This is a genomic window from Chamaesiphon sp. (genome assembly GCF_041738855.1).
Classification (GTDB): Bacteria; Cyanobacteriota; Cyanobacteriia; order Cyanobacteriales; family Chamaesiphonaceae; genus Chamaesiphon.
In genome coordinates, this window is the sequence record NZ_JBGSPA010000007.1 from 91,412 (window position 1) to 111,491 (window position 20,080).

The 20,080-nt window shown below is 49.4% G+C and carries 19 protein-coding genes, 1 pseudogene and 1 riboswitch; of the genes and pseudogenes, 11 read left to right on the forward strand and 9 right to left on the reverse strand.

Annotated features, from left to right (window positions below; all coding sequences use genetic code 11):
* Window positions 1-64 precede the first annotated feature (64 nt).
* Entirely contained in the window at window positions 65-1,480 is a 1,416-nt protein-coding gene (locus tag ACEW9I_RS01470; protein WP_373538603.1) for a TldD/PmbA family protein, read from the reverse strand.
* Between the two features lie 402 nt (window positions 1,481-1,882).
* On the opposite strand from ACEW9I_RS01470, the gene ACEW9I_RS01475 reads away from it, so the two are divergent.
* Window positions 1,883-2,089 (forward strand): DinB family protein, encoded by a 207-nt coding sequence (locus ACEW9I_RS01475; RefSeq protein ID WP_373538604.1) that lies wholly within the window; start codon window positions 1,883-1,885, stop codon window positions 2,087-2,089.
* Window positions 2,086-2,766 carry a phytanoyl-CoA dioxygenase family protein gene (locus tag ACEW9I_RS01480; protein WP_373538605.1) on the forward strand — a complete coding sequence of 227 codons (681 nt, stop codon included), beginning with the start codon at window positions 2,086-2,088 and terminating at the stop codon, window positions 2,764-2,766. The genes ACEW9I_RS01475 and ACEW9I_RS01480 overlap by 4 nt, the downstream gene beginning before the upstream one ends.
* A gap of 160 nt (window positions 2,767-2,926) precedes the next feature.
* On the opposite strand, the gene ACEW9I_RS01485 is transcribed toward ACEW9I_RS01480, so the two are convergent.
* Window positions 2,927-3,130, reverse strand: coding sequence for a hypothetical protein (locus ACEW9I_RS01485; protein ID WP_373538606.1), 204 nt, complete (start codon window positions 3,128-3,130; stop codon window positions 2,927-2,929).
* A 257-nt stretch (window positions 3,131-3,387) separates the two neighbouring features.
* Window positions 3,388-3,523, forward strand: a riboswitch (cobalamin riboswitch).
* Between ACEW9I_RS01485 and cobG the strand changes: the two genes are divergently transcribed.
* The 5 genes from cobG (at window position 3,501) to ACEW9I_RS01510 (ending at window position 7,262) form a co-directional block, all read left to right on the forward strand.
* Window positions 3,501-5,015: a precorrin-3B synthase gene (gene cobG, locus ACEW9I_RS01490; protein ID WP_373538607.1), complete on the forward strand. Its 1,515-nt coding sequence runs from the start codon at window positions 3,501-3,503 to the stop codon at window positions 5,013-5,015. Its footprint overlaps the riboswitch before it by 23 nt.
* Entirely contained in the window at window positions 5,005-5,658 is a 654-nt protein-coding gene (locus ACEW9I_RS01495) for a precorrin-8X methylmutase (RefSeq protein ID WP_373538608.1), read from the forward strand. The genes cobG and ACEW9I_RS01495 overlap by 11 nt, the downstream gene beginning before the upstream one ends.
* On the forward strand, window positions 5,658-6,368 hold the full coding sequence (gene cobI, locus ACEW9I_RS01500; protein ID WP_373538622.1) for a precorrin-2 C(20)-methyltransferase: 711 nt from the start codon (window positions 5,658-5,660) through the stop codon (window positions 6,366-6,368). The genes ACEW9I_RS01495 and cobI overlap by 1 nt, the downstream gene beginning before the upstream one ends.
* A gap of 88 nt (window positions 6,369-6,456) precedes the next feature.
* Window positions 6,457-6,831 (forward strand): DUF2237 family protein, encoded by a 375-nt coding sequence (locus ACEW9I_RS01505; RefSeq protein ID WP_373538609.1) that lies wholly within the window; start codon window positions 6,457-6,459, stop codon window positions 6,829-6,831.
* Entirely contained in the window at window positions 6,828-7,262 is a 435-nt protein-coding gene (locus tag ACEW9I_RS01510) for an NUDIX domain-containing protein (RefSeq protein WP_373538610.1), read from the forward strand. Before ACEW9I_RS01505 ends, ACEW9I_RS01510 begins: the two co-directional genes overlap by 4 nt.
* Before the next feature lie 120 nt (window positions 7,263-7,382).
* Here ACEW9I_RS01510 and ACEW9I_RS01515 read toward each other — a convergent pair whose 3' ends face one another.
* On the reverse strand, window positions 7,383-8,396 hold the full coding sequence (locus ACEW9I_RS01515; protein WP_373538611.1) for a DnaJ C-terminal domain-containing protein: 1,014 nt from the start codon (window positions 8,394-8,396) through the stop codon (window positions 7,383-7,385).
* A 198-nt stretch (window positions 8,397-8,594) separates the two neighbouring features.
* The gene (dnaK, locus tag ACEW9I_RS01520) at window positions 8,595-11,192 is read right to left on the reverse strand and encodes a molecular chaperone DnaK (protein ID WP_373538612.1); all 2,598 of its coding nucleotides are present in this window, start codon (window positions 11,190-11,192) and stop codon (window positions 8,595-8,597) included.
* 274 nt (window positions 11,193-11,466) lie between these two features.
* On the opposite strand from dnaK, the gene ACEW9I_RS01525 reads away from it, so the two are divergent.
* On the forward strand, window positions 11,467-11,934 hold the full coding sequence (locus tag ACEW9I_RS01525) for a hypothetical protein (RefSeq protein WP_373538613.1): 468 nt from the start codon (window positions 11,467-11,469) through the stop codon (window positions 11,932-11,934).
* A 69-nt stretch (window positions 11,935-12,003) separates the two neighbouring features.
* Here ACEW9I_RS01525 and cydB read toward each other — a convergent pair whose 3' ends face one another.
* From cydB to ACEW9I_RS01540, 3 genes and pseudogenes are all read right to left on the reverse strand, one after another.
* Complete coding sequence (cydB, locus tag ACEW9I_RS01530) at window positions 12,004-13,017, reverse strand: cytochrome d ubiquinol oxidase subunit II (RefSeq protein WP_373538614.1); 1,014 nt, start codon at window positions 13,015-13,017, stop codon at window positions 12,004-12,006.
* Window positions 13,018-13,136: 119 nt separating this feature from the next.
* Window positions 13,137-14,579: a cytochrome ubiquinol oxidase subunit I gene (locus tag ACEW9I_RS01535; protein ID WP_373538615.1), complete on the reverse strand. Its 1,443-nt coding sequence runs from the start codon at window positions 14,577-14,579 to the stop codon at window positions 13,137-13,139.
* A 190-nt stretch (window positions 14,580-14,769) separates the two neighbouring features.
* Window positions 14,770-16,908: pseudogene (locus ACEW9I_RS01540) on the reverse strand (SPFH domain-containing protein).
* Window positions 16,909-17,207: 299 nt separating this feature from the next.
* Between ACEW9I_RS01540 and ACEW9I_RS01545 the strand changes: the two are divergent.
* The 3 genes from ACEW9I_RS01545 (at window position 17,208) to ACEW9I_RS01555 (ending at window position 18,439) form a co-directional block, all read left to right on the forward strand.
* Complete coding sequence (locus tag ACEW9I_RS01545; protein WP_373538616.1) at window positions 17,208-17,597, forward strand: hypothetical protein; 390 nt, start codon at window positions 17,208-17,210, stop codon at window positions 17,595-17,597.
* Window positions 17,598-17,775: 178 nt separating this feature from the next.
* A complete protein-coding gene (gene queF, locus ACEW9I_RS01550; RefSeq protein WP_373538617.1) occupies window positions 17,776-18,186 on the forward strand; it encodes a preQ(1) synthase in 411 nt (136 codons plus the stop codon).
* Between the two features lie 85 nt (window positions 18,187-18,271).
* Window positions 18,272-18,439, forward strand: a complete 168-nt coding sequence (locus ACEW9I_RS01555) for a hypothetical protein (RefSeq protein ID WP_373538618.1) — start codon at window positions 18,272-18,274, stop codon at window positions 18,437-18,439.
* A gap of 43 nt (window positions 18,440-18,482) precedes the next feature.
* Here the strand turns inward: ACEW9I_RS01555 and ACEW9I_RS01560 are convergent, their stop codons facing one another.
* Together ACEW9I_RS01560 and gloB are read right to left on the reverse strand one after the other, a co-directional pair.
* On the reverse strand, window positions 18,483-18,929 hold the full coding sequence (locus ACEW9I_RS01560) for a hypothetical protein (RefSeq protein WP_373538619.1): 447 nt from the start codon (window positions 18,927-18,929) through the stop codon (window positions 18,483-18,485).
* A 94-nt stretch (window positions 18,930-19,023) separates the two neighbouring features.
* Window positions 19,024-19,797, reverse strand: coding sequence for a hydroxyacylglutathione hydrolase (gene gloB, locus ACEW9I_RS01565; protein ID WP_373538620.1), 774 nt, complete (start codon window positions 19,795-19,797; stop codon window positions 19,024-19,026).
* Between the last annotated feature and the right edge of the window lie 283 nt (window positions 19,798-20,080).

A 20,080-nucleotide genomic window follows, 5' to 3' on the forward strand; every position in this document is an offset into this window, starting at 1 on the left:
TCTAAACTCAACTTTGTTTTCATTCTACCAAACCAAGCTTGAGATCATCCCCCAATTTGAGTGTTTACTCATCGTCCTCCAAGTCGTCCATATCGCCACCGACAACTACATCTCGAATCCGCAAACTCGGCCCACCAACACCAACCGCCAAACCACCTTGTCCGGCTTTACCACAACCGCCGGATTCATCCCAATAGAAATCATCGCCGATGCCTTCAATATCGCCCAACGTTTTAAACACGTTCCCCGATAGCGTCACATCCCGCACGGGTTCGGCAATTTCGCCATTGCGGATCATCCACGCTTCACCTGCGCTGAAGGTGAACATCTCACCGTTGGTCATGCCGCCCAACCAATTGCGGGCATATACACCCTCTTTGATATCCGAAAATAGATCCGCCACGGGCGTATGTCCGCGATCGATCCAAGTATTCGTCATCCGCACGATCGGCGGATAATGATAGTTCAAACACCGTGCATTTCCGGTCGCGGCTTCACCCAATTTGCCCGCCGTCTCCCGCGAGTGCAATCGCCCTACCAACACGCCATCTTCAATCAATTGCGTCGTCGTCGCTGGCGTCCCCTCATCGTCATATAAATAACTGCCGCGATGTCCGGCTGGTGCGGCACCATCGAAGATCTGGAGATCGTTGCAGCCAAAGCGGCGTCCCATCGTCATCACTTCTAACAAGTCTGGATTTTCATACATCGAGTCCGCCTCGGAGAGGTGCCCAAATGCCTCATGGACGAATAAACCAGTCAAAATGGGGTCGATCGCGACAGTATAAACTCCTCCTTTGACAGGTGGCAGTGAGAGGGCGGCTACGGCACGTTGAGCGGCACTCTCGACTTGACGATCGAGTCCGATCGTATCTTCATAGGCTTTGCGCGATCCGAGGGTTTCGCGTCCGGTTTGGACGGTATCACCATTGCGCGCTGTGGCGGCAAATCTCAGCTCCATATCGATCCAGGATTGTTCGATCAGGGTACCTTCAGATGTTGCGATGACGATATGCTGGGCACTGTCGCCGTACCGCACAGAAGTCGTCGCAATCCGTCGATCGGTGGTCTGTAAAATGTGATTGTAATGTTCGCACAATGCCTTCTTGTGCGCGATCGGAATGTGGCGCGGATCGGTACCAGTCAGGGGTAAACTACAACTAGTCTGAATAATTTCGATCGGTGCCAATATTGTCTCATCTTCACCGATAATTCGCGCTGCGGCGATCGCTTCTTCGATCCGTTCGGCTAGTGTCTCCAAGCGATTGAAACTCGCAAACCCCCAGCCACCTTTATAACACGCCCGTACCTGTCCGCCGACAGCGAGATCCTCACTCAGGGTTTCGACTTTATCGCCCCGAATCAAAATATCTGTCCCTTCGGACTCTTCTAGTCTAATCGCCAAATAATCCACCCGATCGCGGTAACGCTTAATCAAGTCTGTCAGGCGATTTTTGCTATCAACAATTACGGAAGGCATGGGAGAGGGTAGAGGGTAGAGGGTAGAGGGTAGCGATGCGCGATACGTAGGGTTCCCCGAGGGTTTAGCGACCCAAATCACGCGGAGGTTCCCTCCGCATGTGTTTGGGTCAAGACAGCGCATCAAGACAGAGGGTAGAGGGTCGGCTTTAGGTTTTAGACTCCAGAGTAGTTTTAGACTCTAGAGTAGGGTGGTCAATGTCTTGACTCGCTCAATCTGGAGGAAACCTCCAGAGCGCGAGTCGCTGCCCACCAGCTAGGTTTCAGCTCAACATTTAGGTTTTAGGCACTGCTATTATTATAAATGATTGGGTTGCTCGACCGATCGACCGATTGTAGCTGCATCCTAAATTCTTGGGACTTTAACACTAAATAAATACTTCACGCCCAATCCCGACAACAGATGAATTATTACACTGTGATGGCGACTTATAATCAGTGGATGAATCAGAAGCTATATGCTGTCTGTGCTGAAATTCCTGATGTCGATCGTCAGTCCGATCGCGGGGCTTTTTTTAAGTCTGTTTATGGTACTCTCAATCAAATGGGCTATCAGTCTGGGGTAACGGATTTACACACTATGCCTAGCTTTGAGCAGGTAGAGATATGAGTATGCTCGGGAGAGCGATCGAGGAATATGGATTTGTCATCGTCGATCCATATCTAGATTCAGACTCGATCGCTCGATTGATTGACGATCTCGCTGCTGTCGATCTTACACCTAACCAAGCAGGAATTAGAAATTTATTAGAACTAGTTCCCAGCATTCGCACATTGGCACACAGTCCAGAAATTAGATTTCTTGTTGAGCCAATTTTAGGCGATGATGCGCGAGTCGTCAGAGGGATATTTTTTGATAAACAACCCAATGCCAACTGGAAAGTTCCGTGGCATCAAGATCTCACCATTGCGGTCAAAAATCGCTTGGATGTGCCCGATTATCACCCTTGGTCAGTCAAAGCTGGAATTCCTCATGTTCAGCCGCCTGTAGCTATTTTAGAACAGATGCTGACGGTGAGAATTCATCTCGACCGCACGGATGAGTCCAACGGAGCGTTGAAGGTTCTTCCTAGCTCTCATCTTCGGGGAAGGTTAAGCACGCTGGAGATCGAGCGATGGAAGCAGTCTCCCGCAAGTTCGATCGATTGTGAGGCTGGGGGGATTCTGTTGATGCGTCCATTATTGTTACATGCTTCGTCGATCGCGATCGCTCCCAGTCATCGCCGCGTGATTCATCTCGAATATGCCAGTCATCAATTGCCTGATGGCTTGGAGTGGTACTACTAAAGGGCGATCGTCGTAGAAGTAGTTGGGATGAGAGAAGAGTTGCAACGACGCTCGGTGACTTTGCCGCAGATCGTCAAACGGCTAGAAACTCATTGCGCTGTTTCTAGCTGTTTGACGATCGTTATTCTAGATAAGTAAGAGTTCTTTGAGCCGAACAATTTTACCCGTGGACTCTTTGGAGAGCTTGTAACTGACAGAGCAAGGTTTCAACTTCGGCTTGAAGTTCGAGAAATTTTTCTTGGCGATCTGCTGGATATAAAGCCTTGGTCAATTTGGCAACTTGCTGCTCGTGTTCTCGGCTAGCAGATCCACCCAAGTCGCTGGTGGTAATTGATGCAACTAGGGTCAATGGGCTGGGGGACATAGCTTTGGATGGTTATTTATACTTACTCACACTCTAGGCAATTGTAGCTCGGATTCCACGACTTTAGCGTCTTGGATTGTGGAAGCTGCCAAACTAGCTACAGATCGAGATGTGAATTTAAGGTCTCTGACGAGGCGATCGAGTCGTTGTTCCAACGGTGGATGGTGGATGGTGAATGGTGAATGGTGATATTTTATTTGCCCTAGAGCCTAAAGCCTAAAGCCTAAAGCCTAAAACCTAAAACCTAAACCCTAAAGCCTAAACCCCCGATCTCATGTTAGATTGTTCTAGCTGGGGATCGGGGAAGTCTGGTGTGAATCCAGGACTGTGCCGCAACTGTGATGAAGCGAGTGCTTCGAGTCAGAATACCGTGCCTGAGTGCGCCCATGTGGCGATCGCATCCACTATTTCCTCGCGTCGCATGGGGAAGGAGTTAGATTTAGTGTCAGTTGAAAGGTCGATCTGTCCAGATATTTATCATCCTGCGATCGCGCGGGATGGGTTATTGACGCGGTTGCGAGTGCCAGGTGGTGTCTTGAATGAAAGCCAATGTCAGGCACTCGCCCAGCTACTAGCCACGATCGGGTTAGAATATGTCCAAGTTACCAATCGGGCTAATTTGCAACTGCGATCGCTCGATCGCGATCTCGATCCAAGTATATTAACGAAATTAACTGAGTGTGGATTGGCGGCGAGTAATACTGCTGTAGATGGTATCCGCAATGTGATGCTCAGTCCGACGGCGGGGATTGACGCAGGAGAACTCATCGATGTGCGTCCGTTGGCTGCGGCTTGGCTGGAGTATTTAGACGTACATCCCGAATTGGGTGCCTTATCAAATAAATTTAGTGTCGGTTTTGATGGTGGTGGCAGCGTTAGTATTCTCGATCGACCCAATGATATTACGCTGTTAGCAGTGGGCGCGAACGAATTTAGGCTCTACCTAAATATGGGCGATCTAGGAACTCGACCAGTACCAGTTGGGGTGATTTTAAGCGTAGCTGAATGTCTACCGATGTTGGCGGCGATCGCGCAAAGTTATCGTCAGCGGATTGAAGTCAGCGGCGGCGATATCCGGCGCAAACCACGGTTACGGGATATTATTGGTAGTTGTGGTTTGACGGAGTTTAGCGAACTAGTCCGACGAGAAATTAGGGGTTCTAGGCATTTTATTTTTAAAAACCTCACAGATCGAGATGCAGATCTGGTAAGTGGCGATCTGCATTTGGGCGTACATCCACAACGTCAAACCGATCGATATTATCAGGGTGTAGTCTTGCCATTGGGACGCTGGACTGTGGGTCAAATTAGGGGATTAGGATCGATCGCGAGTCGATATGGGAGTGGTACGATCCGGCTGACTCCTTGGCAAAATGTCCTCCTTCCAGATGTATCAGCGCGCGATCTTCCGCTGGTACAGTCGATGATTACTGACTTAGGTTTGGTGCAAACAGCCACTCATCCGACTAGCCTGTTGAGAGCTTGTGCGGGTGCGACTGGTTGCCAGTTTGCGGCGACGGATACTCAAGCTGATGCGATCGCGCTAGCTGAGTATTTAGCAGCTAAATTCACCTTAGATCGACCGCTAAATATTCATGTCAGCGGTTGTGAAAAATCTTGCGCTCAACACGATCGAGCCGATATTACCTTGTGGGGGCAATCAAGCTCAGATCGATCCCCCAGCTATCGCATCGAAATCGATGGTGCTACAGCCGAATTTGGGCGGGAAACCAGCGATCTTTTAGCCCCCGAACGAGTCCCAATCGCGATCGGCAACTTCATCACTGCTTATCACGAGCAGCGGCGCGATCGCGATGAATCCTTGCGAGCATTTATCAACCGTCAATCATCAGCCCAACTGCAACAACTACTTCATGTCGCCTAAAATCATTATTCCCGCGCCATTACATTACATCCGCGATGGGGCGGAAATTTATCGCCAATCTTTTGCCACGATTCGATCGGAAGCCCAGCTAGATATACTACCCGCCGATTTCAACACTGTTGCCGTGAGACTGATCCATGCTTGTGGGATGATTGATATTGTTGAGGATCTGGATTACTCGCCCGATGCTGCGCGGGTAGGGCGAAAGGCACTGGCAACTGGAGCACCGATTTTGTGCGATGCGCGAATGGTCGCTGATGGGGTAACTCGCAAACGGTTACCTGTGGACAATCAGGTGATTTGTACCCTCCCCGATCCGCAAGTAGCAGATTTAGCCGCCCAATTAGCGAATACCCGATCGGCTGCGGCTTTGGAGCTATGGCGACCGCATTTGGCTGGGGCGGTAGTCGCGATCGGCAATGCGCCGACAGCGTTATTTCGATTGCTGGAAATGCTCGATGAGGGCGCGCCCAAGCCCGCACTCATTCTCGGTTTCCCCGTCGGATTTGTCGGTGCGATCGAGTCCAAGGCAGCTTTAGCCGCAGATAGTCGGGGGGTACCTTTTATCACGATTCACGGCAGGCGGGGTGGTAGTGCGATGGCTGCTGCTGCTGTCAATGCCCTCGCCACGGAGCAGGAATGATGGTCGCAATTCAAACAGGAAGATTATATGGGATTGGGGTTGGCCCTGGCGATCCGGAGTTATTGACACTCAAGGCATTTCGATTGTTGCAGGCGGCTTCAGTAGTGGCTTATCAGTCGGCAACCGATCGCGAAAGTATCGCCCGATCGATTGTCGCACCCTATCTCACTGGCAATCAAATCGAAGTGCCCTTTCACTTCCCCCGCGCCCTCGATCCTGAAACCGCGCAGGAACTATATGCTGATGCAATTAAACCGATCGCGGCACATCTATCAGCGGGACGAGATGTGGTGGTTTTATGTTGTGGCGATCCGTTGTTTTACGGCTCGTTTATGTATTTATTTACTCGATTAGCCGATCGATTTGTCACCGAAATCGTCCCCGGCGTATCCTCACCGATGGGCGCAGCCGCCGCGATCGGGATGCCCTTATGTTACCGTAATGATATTTTTAGCGTCCTGTCGGCGACTTTACCGATCGAAGTATTAACTACCCAATTGGCTAATGCTGATGCTGTTGCCATCATCAAACTGCGTCGTCATTTCGAGAAGGTTTACCAAATCTTGAGCGATTTAGATTTATTAGATCGCGCTAAATATATCGAACACGCAACTGGTACCGAGCAAAAAATTATCGCGATCGCCGATGTCGATCCGCGCAGCGTTCCCTATTTTTCGATGATTATCGTCCCCAGCAAAACTCAACTCTAAAACATCTATCGATCGTTGGGATATAGTAAGAATGAAGATTTTTATTATGATGCACTAGCTTGATAGTTAGTCATCCCCATGTTGAGCTATGGATACTAATACCGACCAAAATGTTTTAGGTACTGAACTTCAAACTTGTTGTACCGCTCCGATGACTGGATTCTTCCGCACGGGCGTCTGTGTGACAGGGCCTCAAGATCGCGGTACTCATGTAGTTTGTGCGCAGGTTACGGCTGAGTTTTTGACATTTACCAAATCTCAAGGCAACGATCTGAGTGCGCCCGTTCCTGGCTCTAGTTTTCCTGGCTTGAATCCTGGCGATAAATGGTGTCTATGTGCATCCCGTTGGAAAGAAGCTCTTGAAGCTGGTGTTGCGCCACCTGTTGATTTGGCGGCGACTCATAGCACCGCCCTCAAATATGTGTCTTTGGCAGATCTCCAGCAACACGCGATCTCCTCATGATCCAGCAGTCACGCATAGAAGTAGCGATCGCGATCCTCCCGTATGATGGTCAATTTTTGATGCAATTACGGGACAATATTCCTACTATTCTCTACCCAGGATTGTGGGGTTTGTTTGGCGGACATATCGAAGCGGGGGAAACGCCAGAAGTCGCCGTCGAGCGAGAAATCCTCGAGGAAATCGGCTATCAACTACCAACTCCGCAGAAATTTGGCTGCTATAGTGACGATCGCGTCATCAGACATATTTTTTATGCACCGCTGACTGTCGGGATCGAGCGGTTGGTTCTGAGTGAAGGGTGGGATTTGGGATTGATTAGTCCGGCTCAGATTGCAGCGGGATTTGCATATTCGGCAGTTGCTGGTGAAGAACGTCCGTTGGGGCAAGTACATCAACAAATTATGCTGGATTTTATCAAAATGGTGGGGTAATGTCAGTAGGTTGGGTAATGGATGCGCGATACGTAGGGTTTCCCGTAAGCGCGAAGCGACACCCAACTCACCAGAGATGTTTGGTTTTGCCTTGCTCTACCCAACCTACCGATCCACCCTCTACCCAGTAGTCAAATCCAAGCGTGGATTAAAGGACTCGATCTCGCGGAGCTTTTGGTAGAGTTCGCGTTCGGCGGGGGTAATTTGTTTGGGGACGACGATTTGGATTTCGAGTAATTGATCGCCCCGCCTACCATCATCCCCTGGAAAGCCCTTACCAGCAAGGCGCAGTTTTTGTCCAGCAACAATACTTTGAGGGAGCGTGATTTTGACCAATCCATCTAAAGTTGGTACTTCGACAAAACCACCTAAGACGGCTTCGGCTGGCGTCACTGGTAGTTGACAATAGACATCGATCCCCGCGAGTCGAAAAAATTGGTGTGGTGCGACATTAATCTTGAGATAGAGATCGCCACCTGCGATCCCCTGTCCGCGCAACCGAATTTTTTGCCCAGGGATCATCCCTGGCGGCATTTCTACTTCCAGTGAGCGACCATCTTCTTGAATCGTAATCCGTTCGCGTCCCCCCAGATAGGCTTTATCGAGTGGGAGCGTAAGTTCAGCTTCGAGGTTTTTGGGACGCAGCAAGGGTTGAGCCTCGGCGAAGGTATGGCGGTCGTTCGAGCGATCTGGTTCTCCCTGAGTGCGGAAATTGCGGCGTTCGGTGGCTCGGAAATCGCGATCGGGTTGCGGATCGGCATTTGCGGAGCGACGATCGTTATTACCGTTATTGGCTACTTTTTTGCGCCCTAATAAGCGATCGATAAAGGTGTTGAAATCATCGCTAAAGTCTTCTTCATCGGCTTGTTCTCTAGGGGAATTGTTGGTAGGAGCTTTGGTGCGATTCTTGCGCCAGAAACCAGTGAACTTATCGTACTGGGTACGCTTGGATCGATCGCCTAGCACTTCATAAGCTTCACTAATATCCTTAAATTTATCCTCAGCAGCTTTGTCTCCAGGATTGAGATCGGGGTGATATTTGCGCGCCAGTCGCCGAAATGACTGTTTGATCTCATCAGCGGAAGCATCCCGCTTCACACCCAGTAGCTCGTAATAATTGCGAATATCTTGCATGGGTTAGGCTTTAGGCTTTAGGTATTAGGTATTAGGTATTAGGTATTAGGGTAGTATGATTTAAGGCTTAGGGTTTAGGGGTTGGATTTTAGGGAAAGGTAAGGAATTAGAGTTATCGATCGCCACAGATTTCATCTTTACCCTAAAGCCTAAAGCCTATTCCCCCTAAAGCCTAAAGCCTAAAGCCTAAAGCCTAGCCTAATACCATTCGTCTTCATCATCCCAATCATCGCGGATAGGTTGGGAGTTGGGAGCGGGGCGACGATTAGGGGTATTATCGCTCGGCTGAGTGCGGATGTCTGGGCGTTGGTTCGAGCCATCAACATAGCGAGGATCGCGCTGTTCTGGGGGGATAGAGCGCGAATTGTTTTGACGAGGAGCGGCAGGATTGGGACTGCGATCGTCCGATCTGGGGTTGCGGGTCTCCGATCGCCATGATGGGTTGGCAGAGTCGTCCCAGCGATCCTGGGGCGGTTGTGGGGCATCATCGAGATAGTCATCCTGACGTTGGCGCGATCGATCGCTCCCGTTACTGTTGTCTGGCGATCTCCGAGGATAGTCATCGCGGCGCGGGTTGGGATTATAGTTATCGTTTTGGCGATCGGGATAGCGATCTTCGCGCGTATAGCCCTCATCGCGGTAGTTTTGCTGTCCGCGTGGCTCGGGGTTATTGGGCGGATTGGAGCGACTATCGCGGCGGGAATCTCTCACCGCATCGCTGTAGGGATCTCTAGGTGGGTTGTAATCTCGATCGCGATTCGGCTCCCTTGGAGAATTGTAATTTTGGGGTGGGAGTGCGCCGCGATCTCGTGGATATGACGGGGGATAATCATTGCTGGGGCGATCGAAATAAGGGTCTCGCTGATTACTATACGGATTGTACGCATCTCGACTATTGTAGTTATCGCGATAACTGTACTCTTCATCATCACCGACAAAGATCTCTTTGAGCGTACCGAAGATCCCTTTATCTTCCTCTGCGGTGAGCGTTTTTACCTGACGACCAAAATCATAGAGTGCGTCATCTAGTTCGGCTTTGATTTCATCGATCGCTTGCTCGTCCCCATCCGCCAGAGCGGCGCGGATTTCGCGCACCAATCCTTCAATTTGCTTGCGTTGAGCATTGGCAAACTGCATCCCAAATTCGAGTGCGACTTCTCGCAACTGCCGCTCGGCTTGGTATGACAAAGCCTCAGCACGGTTGCGCTTATCAATTTTTTCGCGTTTTTGTTTATCGCTGGCGGCAAATTGAGTCGCTTCATCGATCATGCGCTGGACTTCCAGTTCGCCCAAAGCCGATGCACCTTGAATCGTGACCGTTTGTTCGCGTCCGGTGGTGCGATCCATCGCCGTTACTTGGAGGATGCCATTGGCATCCACATCGAGCGATACCTGCACCTGCGGGATGCCTTTAGGTGCGGGGGGGATGCCTGTGAGTTTAAATCTACCCAGGGATTTGTTATCATTCGCCATTTCCCGTTCGCCCTGCACGACGTGGACTTCTACCATCGTTTGGTTATTTTCTGATGTGGAAAATATATCCGATCGCCGGACGGGAATAGTCGTATTGCGCGGAATCAATTTTTTCATCACCCCGCCAATAGTCTCCAATCCGAGCGAGAGCGGCGTCACATCGAGCAGTAAGATATCTTTAACTTCACCAGAGAGTACTCCGGCTTGAATCGCCGCCCCGACAGCGACTACTTCGTCAGGATTGACGTTTTGATTAGGGCGTCTGTTGATAAAGCTGCGTACCAATTCCTGCACTGCGGGTATCCGCGTCGAGCCGCCAACGAGCACAACTTCATCGATATCATCAGCAGCCAATCTAGCATCATTCATCGCCCGTTTGACCGGACCACGGAGCCGAGCGATCAGATCGCTACACAACTCCTCAAATTGAGCGCGGGTGAGCCGCGTTTCGATGTGCTTGGGGCCATCTGCGGTGGCGGTGATAAAGGGGAGATTGATATCTGTGACCATCACCCCAGATAGTTCGATCTTGGCTTTCTCAGCGGCTTCTGTCAGCCGCTGGAGGGATTGGCGTTCCTTGCGAAGATCGATATTTTCGGCGGCGAGAAATTGCTCTGCCAACCAATCGACAATCTTGCGATCGAAATCCACGCCACCGAGTTGAGTATCGCCACTAGTAGACTTGACTTCAAACACCCCATCGCCGACTTCCAATACCGACACATCAAAGGTGCCACCGCCCAAGTCAAAAGCTAAAATCGTCTCACTGCGGCGTTTGTCCAATCCATAAGCCAACGATGCCGCCGTCGGCTCATTGAGAATTCGCAACACGTCCAGTCCCGCAATTTTTCCAGCAGTTTTGGTCGCTTGACGTTGAGAATCGTTAAAATAGGCAGGTACGGTAATTACGGCACCAGTCACGGGTTCGCCCAGATATCGACTCGCTTCATCGGCGAGTTTTTGCAAAATCATTGCCGAAATTTCTTCGGGCGCATACTCTCGATTTTGTTTGGGGCATTTGATTTTGATATTGCCATCTTCATCCTTGCGGATGGTGTAGGGAACTTGTTTCGATTGGGGGCTGAGTTCGCCATATTTGCGCCCCATAAAGCGTTTGACCCCATAAAATGTATTTTGGGGGTTTAGCTCTGTTTGCCGCCGCGCCATTTGTCCCACGAGGCGTTCGCCGTCTTTGCTGAAACCAACGACGGAGGGTGTGGTACGCATCCCTTCGGCATTTGCGATTACCACTGGTTTTCCACCTTCCATCACAGCTACCACTGAATTGGTGGTACCCAGGTCGATGCCTACTACTTTACCCATCCGCTGTTTCCCTTAATATGACTAATTTGTCACAAATATTGGTTTTATTTTAGCCGATCGCGTCGCGTACCAACGGTAATCGATCCATGATGCGGGTGAGGATTGCACTACTAGGGTAGGGGGTAGAGGGTAGAGGGTAGGGGGTAAAGGATAATAAATTAGGACGCAAGCGTCTTAATTCCTAACTCCTAACTCCTAACTCCTAACTCCTAACGCCTAACGCCTAACTCCTAATTCCTACCCTCTACCCCCTACCCTCTACCCTCTACCCCCTATGAACCTAGAACAACAAGTACAAGCATTAGTTGATGGTGCGCCAGATATTGAGAGCCGCATGAGCGTGATGGCGATCGCGCCAATCTTACAGCAACTAGCGGCAACTTTACCCCAGACGACATACTATATCTGCCAAAGTCCGCAGGGTGAATCTGTCATCATCACCCTCAGGCACCATCGCCAACCCAATTTAGAAATTAAAGTTATTTACGCATTCACCAGAACTGAAGATATCGGCAGCTTTGACAATGGTTCGCTGGCTACTCAATTGGCCGTTGAAGTTCCCGTGATTCAGTTATTATTTTATTTGCTAGCTATTCCAGAGATCGATCGGATCGTATTTCTCAACAACTCTCAGAATCTAGATATCGGCAAAGAGATATCGCGTCAGAGCTTGGAAGATTCGATCGCCCAGAAATTAAAGAAAGAGGCTCCCAAAAATCACTTGCCGCCAGATGTTTGTTGAGTTAGCTATACACAAAAAAGGGGAAGTGTCTTCCCCCTGTCTAGATTTAGATATTGGATCTAAAATTTATCAATCATATTCAACACTAGTAACAACCTTGCCCCTGAACACTACATAGTTATAAATATTGTAGAAGATCATGATCGGGATTAGTACGCCTACAAAAGTTAGCATAAATACCAAGGCACTAGGCGAAGCAGCCGCTTGGTAAATCGTAATCTGGGTAGGAATAACGTAGGGGAAAATAATCAATCCTAAGCCAAGAAAGCTAAGTAAGAAAATCAAAATTGTCCAGACAAATGGCGTGCGTTCTTCTTGACGAGCGATACTTCGCAGTAGCAACCAAATCAATAATACCCCTAGTACCGGAATCGCTGCAAATACATACACCAGCGGAGCCGTAAATAACCGTGTCCGCGCTGCCTCATAAAATGTTGGCGTAACGATCGTAATCAAAACTGCACCAATAAAGGTCGTGATGGTAGCGAGTCTGGCAGTCTTAAAATGGGTCTGTTGTAGCTCACCTTCGGTTTTCAAGATCAGGTAAGTCGAACCAATCAAGACATAACCTTGAATCAAAGTCAGCGCAACTAATAGCGTTCGCCAATCTAGCCAATCCCAAGTCGAACCACTGAAATGACCTTTGGCATCCACAGTAATCCCTTCGATCGTACTACCGAGTGCGAAACCTTGACCTAAAGCAGCTAAAAAACTACCCAATCCAAAGGCATAATTCCAAAACATTTTATTCGTAGAATGCTCGCGAAATTCAAACGCCACTGCTCGAAATACCAGCCCAAAAATCATCATAAAAATGGGCATATACAGAGCCGTCAGGATCGTACTGTAAGCAAGTGGAAACGCCCCAAACAAGGCACCAGCCATCACGACTAGCCAGGTTTCATTGGCATCCCAAATATTCCCAAGACTAGTCATCAATAAGCCGCGTCGTTCTTCATCAGAGCTAGTCAGCGACAGAATGCCCACCCCCAGATCGAACCCATCTAACATCACATATAGAAACAAAAACAAGCCCAAAATCACAAACCAAACTTGCGGCAGAAAATGTAATAATGCGTCCATGAAAACTCCTAATTACGATCGGGATTTACAGGATTTGAGGATTTGCAGGATTAGGCGATCGGTGCTGACCTGTATCCCCTATTCCCTATTCCCTATTTCCTACCCTCTACTCCCTAACCTTATTGCTGCGCTTCGACTGGTCGGCGGTCGGGTACTGATTCGGCAGGTGCGGTATTAAGGATAAATTGACCGTCCAATCCTGGTAATGGTAAATCCAGCTTCGGCCCTTTGCCGATAATCCGGCTGGCAAAGTAGAGCGTCGTCACCAATAGGATTGAGTAGACGACCATAAAGAAAATCAGTGAAGTCAGGATATTAGTCGGTGGCACTGGGGAGACACCATCCGCCGTGCGAATGCGATCGTAAAGTACCCACGGTTGGCGACCCACACAGCGCACCACCCAGCCAGCCTCGATCGCAATATAGCCTAAAGGTGCCGAAAACATCCAGGTTCGCATCAGCCATTTTTGTGCGCCGATCTGTTCGGGTGAGAGCTTACCTCGATACCATTGCAGGGTACTCCACAACATCACTGCGGCGAGAAAGAAGCCGATGGCGATCATTACGCGGAAGGAGTAATAAATCAGTCCGACCATTTTGGGGCGATCTTGGCGTTGCCATTCATTGAGTCCTGGGACGGGTACCGAGAGATTTTTACGAAATTCTAAGATATATCCCAAGCCATTGGGGACGGTGAGTTCCCACGAGTTGCGGTTGTTGGCTTCATCGGGAATAGCCAGTAGGCTCCAGTCCGCAGGCTGCCCCGCTGGGCTGCTCTCCCATTTTGATTCCATCGCCGCCAGCTTCGTCGGCTGATAATACGCCACCTGCTCGGCACTCAAGTGTCCAGCATAAATCTGAATCGGTGCCACCGCGATCGCTGTAGCGAGGACAATTTTGAGCGATTGACTAAAAAAGGCGGTGTGACGATCTTTGAGAATATACCAAGCACTAATCCCACCAATCATAAATAGCGACGTTTCGAGTGTCGCCAAGAACATGTGAGCGACACTTTTGACCATAAACGGGTTCAAAATTGCCTGGAAATAATCGCTGACGATAAACTTACCATCGACCATCTCACCACCAGCAGGAGTCTGGAGCCAAGAGTTGGCAGACAAAATCCAGAAGATTGACAAGTTGGCACCAAAAGCCACCATGATCGTGGCTAAGTAGTGAATTGGTGGCGCAACTCGTCCCCAGCCAAACATCATAATTCCCAAGAATCCCGCTTCGAGCATAAACGCCATCGAAGCTTCAAACCCTAATACGCTCCCAAAAAAATCGCCAACAGCTTCGGAGAGCGGCCCCCAGTTCGTACCGAATTGAAACTCTAACGGTAGTCCGGTGGCGACCCCAATTCCAAAGTTGAGGATAAATAGCTTCGACCAAAAGCGCAGATGATAGTAATATTCAGGTTTGCGCGTCTTGAGCCACAACCCTTCGATGATGACCAGATAGATAGACATCCCTGTTGTCAAAACAGGCCACAGCATGTGAAAAATGGCTGTAAAAGCAAACTGCATTCGCGAGAGGGCAACGGTATTTGAAAAAATATCCATGTCTGACCTGCTATTTGGTTTGAATTTTCATTTGACCTAGTTTAATGATAGACACTTTCGCTGGTGAAAAGCTCGATCGATCTATCATAAACATGCACATCTAGATCCATTCGTCAACCGTAGCAGCCGTCTTGTGTTGGGACGATCGATCGGGTTGGGTGTCGCAGCGATCGACCCAACCTCCAGTTGCTTACGTTACTGGTGGCGATTGTCGATCGAGTTTAATCTTGAGATTGTCCGTAACATTGACAGTTTTTTGACCGGACTTATCGATCGGTAGAGGTAGATTTGCTAGTGTCACAGTAGGGATCGAATCATAGTTATTAACTGTCGATTCCGGTGCAGTTACTTCGCCACCGACCTGATGTCCGCTTTGATTCCAGAGGATCATCGATAATAACCCATCAACTAAACCATTGCTACCACTATTTCCCCCCACCATCACATCCGGAATCAAACGGACATGTCGATCGCCGATAATTTGCATCAGTTGCATCGCCGTATAGCTTTGTCCGCCCAGAGCAGCGACCCCAGCTTGATAGGTTTCGGCTTTGGCGGTACCTGTAGCGCGAATCCCTTCGGCTTCACCGATAGCACGTAATTTAATCGATTCGGCTTCCCCTGTTGCCTTTTGAATTTGGGCACTGGCTTGAAGTTCGGCGATTTTGACGCTTTGTTCGGATTTGACCATTTCCTGCTGAATATCTGCCAGGGCAGTTTCGCGAACTAGTTGTTGGCGTTGGGTTTGCGCCATTTTTTGGACTTCGTAGGTTTTTTCCTGCTCTTGGGCGATTTTGCGATCGGTTTGAGTCTGCATCAGGGATGCGGGGGGCTGAATATCGCCGATCAGGGTATCGATCGCATTGACATCATAATTGTAGAGGGCTTTGCGGATATATTCGGCGGCTTCAAGTTGACGTTCCGATCGAGCTGTCAGGAAGTCGAGTACGGTACAATTTTGGGCAGAGTTGCGGAAATAGTTACCGATGGTAGGTTCGAGCACATGATCCACCAGATTTTGCATCGAACCGACACGGGAGATCACTTTCGGTGCGTTATTTGCAGCGACGTGGATGATTTGAGCAATTTCCAGCGCAAACGCAAATCCATCGCGCGATCGGACAGTGAGCGATTCGAGTTTAGCATCATAACTGTGGCGTTCCGTCCGTGCCGACCAGTTGAGGACGATATTCGTCGTCGGCACTAGTTCCACCTTCATAATCTGAATATTCAGCGGATGTTTGCCAGGATAGAGCGGTTCCACCCACACCCCTTTATGCCCAGGATTGACCAGATTTCCATGGGTAAAACTCGCTCCACTGACATCTACCTGAGCTTTCCCCACATAGGAAATTACCACACCCACATACCCGATCGGGATTTCCGTCATCGGAATCTGCTGCACCTGCACAAACCAAGGATTGAGATTCCAAGATCCAGAGAGGAGAATCTGCTCCTGTAATCCCCGACTGCCGCCAGCATTTAGGAATTTTTGGACATTCTGAAAGTTGTCGTGCCCTTCAATTACCGCCCCCGCAATTTCTCCAGGCGTAATCGGAATCCCATCGAGAGTAGTCACAATCCCCACCTTATCCGCACTCACCTGATAGACGCGCAACTGAGCGGGAGACATTTCGTGTTGCTCCGCATTTGCCGCCATAATCACCTTGAATAAGGCAGTATTGATGCGATAGGTTCCAGCAGTCAAAAACCCCAATTATCGCCCCTTTTCGCCGCCCTGAGTGAGGAATTTACGGGCATCTTGAAAATTATCACAGTCAACGATCTTCCCCAAAATCCGTTCCGAGGGAATCGACGCTCCGTCTGCCGCTACAATCAGGGCAATTTCACTCTGAGGCACGACGACTACCTGTTCCTTCCGTACCGCATATTGCCACGGCCAATAGCCCCAATGCCAGCCTGGAGCGAGGGTATCAGCTTGCAATCCCGCCTCACCATTGAGGGCAATCAATCGATCGGGTGATAAGCCCTTGCCCGACATGGTAAATTTTTTGACAACCACCCCGACTTCGCGTTCGCCGATGACAATTAAACCGCCGAAGAATAAGGGGATAGCCACGATCGTTCCCCCGACAACGAGGAGGATAATCAGCCCCGTCAGATCGCCTAATACTACTTTAGTAATAACTGGAACGTCTTGCCTAGCGATGACTGACGATCGACTGAGGCTAGGTTCGATCGGCTGGCGATTGGCTTTGACAGGCTTGGCGATGTCCATCGCTCCGGCTAAGGCGATCGTCGTGGCAATGGCGGTAGTTGCCAGGAGTAAAGACTGAGATTGCCCGAGAACTTTTTGGAAACTATGCATTTTAGTTCGCCTAAATAGGCAATTAATTTCTACAGTATCACTTCAATGACAATCTGCTGAATTTCGGGTACTTATCTTCCATTTTGTGGCTGGCAATTTGTGAGGTTTAGTTTTTAGAAACTACTTGAGCCAAAGCAATCAGAGTTTAAACTGTTTTACGCGATTACCCCTGGTATGCTGCGCGATCGCTAGTTGTTCCTATCGATCGAAGATAAAATATAGTGACTCATTGGCGCATCTTGCCTGAGAGCGTCGTACAATTTAAGATTAAACCCAGACACAATTACTAGGTGTTCGCTATGGAAGAATGGCAAAACGAAATCGCCGCCGCGCTCAAAGATGTCACCGAGCTGTTTGATGAATTTGGTCGCGAACTCACGCAATTTGTGGAAGCAGTTGCCACCGAAGCTGCCGAAATCCTCAGTCCCCAATGGGATGAGTTTAAAGAAGTGCTGACCGAAATCTGGCAAGAATTAGAATTAGACCTCGAACAACCGACATCCTTTAACTGGGATTTGCCGATTTCCACCCAGCCGATGCCAGATCCGGCACTCCATCCGGCTTGTGTGGGCTGCCTCAATTACAATGGTTCGGTCTATGGTGGCAACTTACTCGTATGTGGGATACACCCTTATGGCTGCAATAGCGATACCTGTATTGATTGGGAAGGCGAGAACGATCTAAACTAAGAAGGGCGGGAGCGTTCGACCCTCGGCAGCGATGAATGGGTACAGAAGCTGTGCGCTCATACCTGCGTTCCTCTAAGCATCGATCGCGAGGGTTCTAGCAAAACTAGTAGATCGAACTCGCGTTAAGATCGGTGGGGCAGAGCTAGATCTCCACAATCGATCGCTAATTATTAATTACATGAGTCAGATGAAATCAGAAGCAGTCACAACAAACCCCAGCGAGATGAAGTATGGGGAACGGGAAATCATCAACGGCGAACTGATTACCTTTCCCAATCCCCGCTTGGGACGACGTTACAATGTCGAGATTAGTTTGCCAGAATTCACCTGTAAGTGCCCTTTTTCGGGCTATCCTGATTTTGCGACGATTGGGATTATCTATGTCCCCGACCAAAAAGTGGTCGAACTCAAGGCATTGAAACTATATATCAACAGCTATCGCGATCGCTATATCTCCCATGAGGAAGTCACCAATCAAATCTTAGATGATTTTGTCAGCGTAGCCGATCCGTATCAAATAACTGTCCGCGCTGATTTTTCACCGCGTGGCAATGTCCACATGATTGTTGAAGTCAAACATGAGAAGTAGGCTTTAGGCTTTAGGCTTTAGGCTTTAGGCTTTAGGCTTTAGGCTTTAGGCTTTAGGCTTTAGGGTTTGGGCTTTAGGGGTTTGGATGATGCCTAACATCTGCATCTTGGGCACGATCGATCCGTTCGATCCTCGACTCACTCTCACCCCCTACTCTCTTCTCACCCAAAAAATAGACCATTCACCATCCACCATCCACGATCCACCATCCACCATTCACCATTCACCATTCACCATCCACCCCCTACCCTAGATGTCTACTTCTCCGCTGGTAGGGGAATAGGTGGATAACATGATTACTTCTCAGTTGCTTTGCAGTATTGAGTTAGTCCCGTGGCGAGATCGCGTTCGGGACTGAAAATATTGCGAGATTTCCGCAAGCCTTCATGAACCTTAGTAGACTTGCGCTCTTTGATGCTGGCGACGAGTTGCTGGTTGATGTCAGTCGCACCTTGATACATCGTCAAAAACTGACTTTGATAAGTTTTGAGCTTTTCGTCAGTGACGTTGACTGCACTGAGATCTTTGGCGGCTTTGTCAAATGTGCTGACAAGTTTTTCGATGGTTGGAAGATCGCCTTTGGTACCAGACTCGGTAGTAGTTTTGGTATCGATCACCGTTTGATTGACTACTTTGATGATGTTAGCGCACTGGGACAATTTGTCACTAGTACAGCTTGCCGTCAACAGACTGACAGCGGTCGCGATCCCCACAATCCCGATCCGCTGCAATTTAAATTTCATCCGTCCTACCTCTTCACACACTAAACCTAATTTTAGCTGATAAGTGGCAACTGCTAACTGTTTTAACTCGGCTCGACGCCGAGTGAGAAGCTGCTCAAAATTGGTCTTTACGACCCCGAATTCTGGCAAAGGTTTCGATCGGGTCGCTACTGGCTACACTGGTGTGGAGTGGGGCTGTATCCCAGCGCAGGAAAGGATTGGTGCGCTTTTCGATGCCGAGCGATGTGGGTACTGTCGGTATGAGCTGTTGACGGGCAGCGGTCACGTCAACTAGTCGCTGTTGCAGTTCTTGATTGGTCGGATCGACGGTGACAGCAAATTTGAGATTGCTCAAGGTATACTCATGGGCGCACCAGATCCGCGTATCGTCGGGCAACTGCCGCAACTTGGTCATCGAGCCGACCATTTGGGCGGGAGTCCCTTCAAATAAACGACCGCAACCGCCCGCAAAAATGGTATCGCCACAGAATAGTTCGCCAGGAGTATCACTCGCAACTGGTGGGAAATAATAGGCGATATGAGCGCGAGTATGTCCGGGGATAAAAAAGACCTCACCGATGCGATCGCCAAATTCCACGCGATCGCCATCGACTAAGTATACTTGTTGTCCTGGTATCCGCCCCCGATCTTCAGCACCCCCGTAAACGCGGACGTCGGGGAAGGCGGCGATTAATTCTTTGTTACCACCAACATGATCGCCATGATGGTGCGTGTTGAAGATGGCGACTAGCTGGACTTGGTGACGGGTTAATTCGGCGAGTACTGGTGCAGCTTCAGCCGGATCGACAACTGCGGCAATTTTCCGCTCTAGGTCGAGAATGAGAAAGATATAATTGTCTGATAAGACAGGGATGCGAATGATTTCCATCGTCAAAATTCAATAGGTCTGAATATTTCTATTATCGAACTTCTCCACGGTTGCGGGGTAGTAGATCGATCGGGCTGATAGGCAAATTCGGTGTTTGAGTAGCATCTGTGTCAAAAGTGCCGCTAAGGGTTGTACCAAATAAGGGGTCGAGCCGAGATACGGATACTGTTGGCGAATTCAAAAATCGATCGCTTGGCGGCGATTGCGAAACGCTGGCGATTCAGGTCGCGCGCTTCCGATGTGCCATTTTTTCAAAATGAGAACGGCGAGTTTGAGCCAGAGG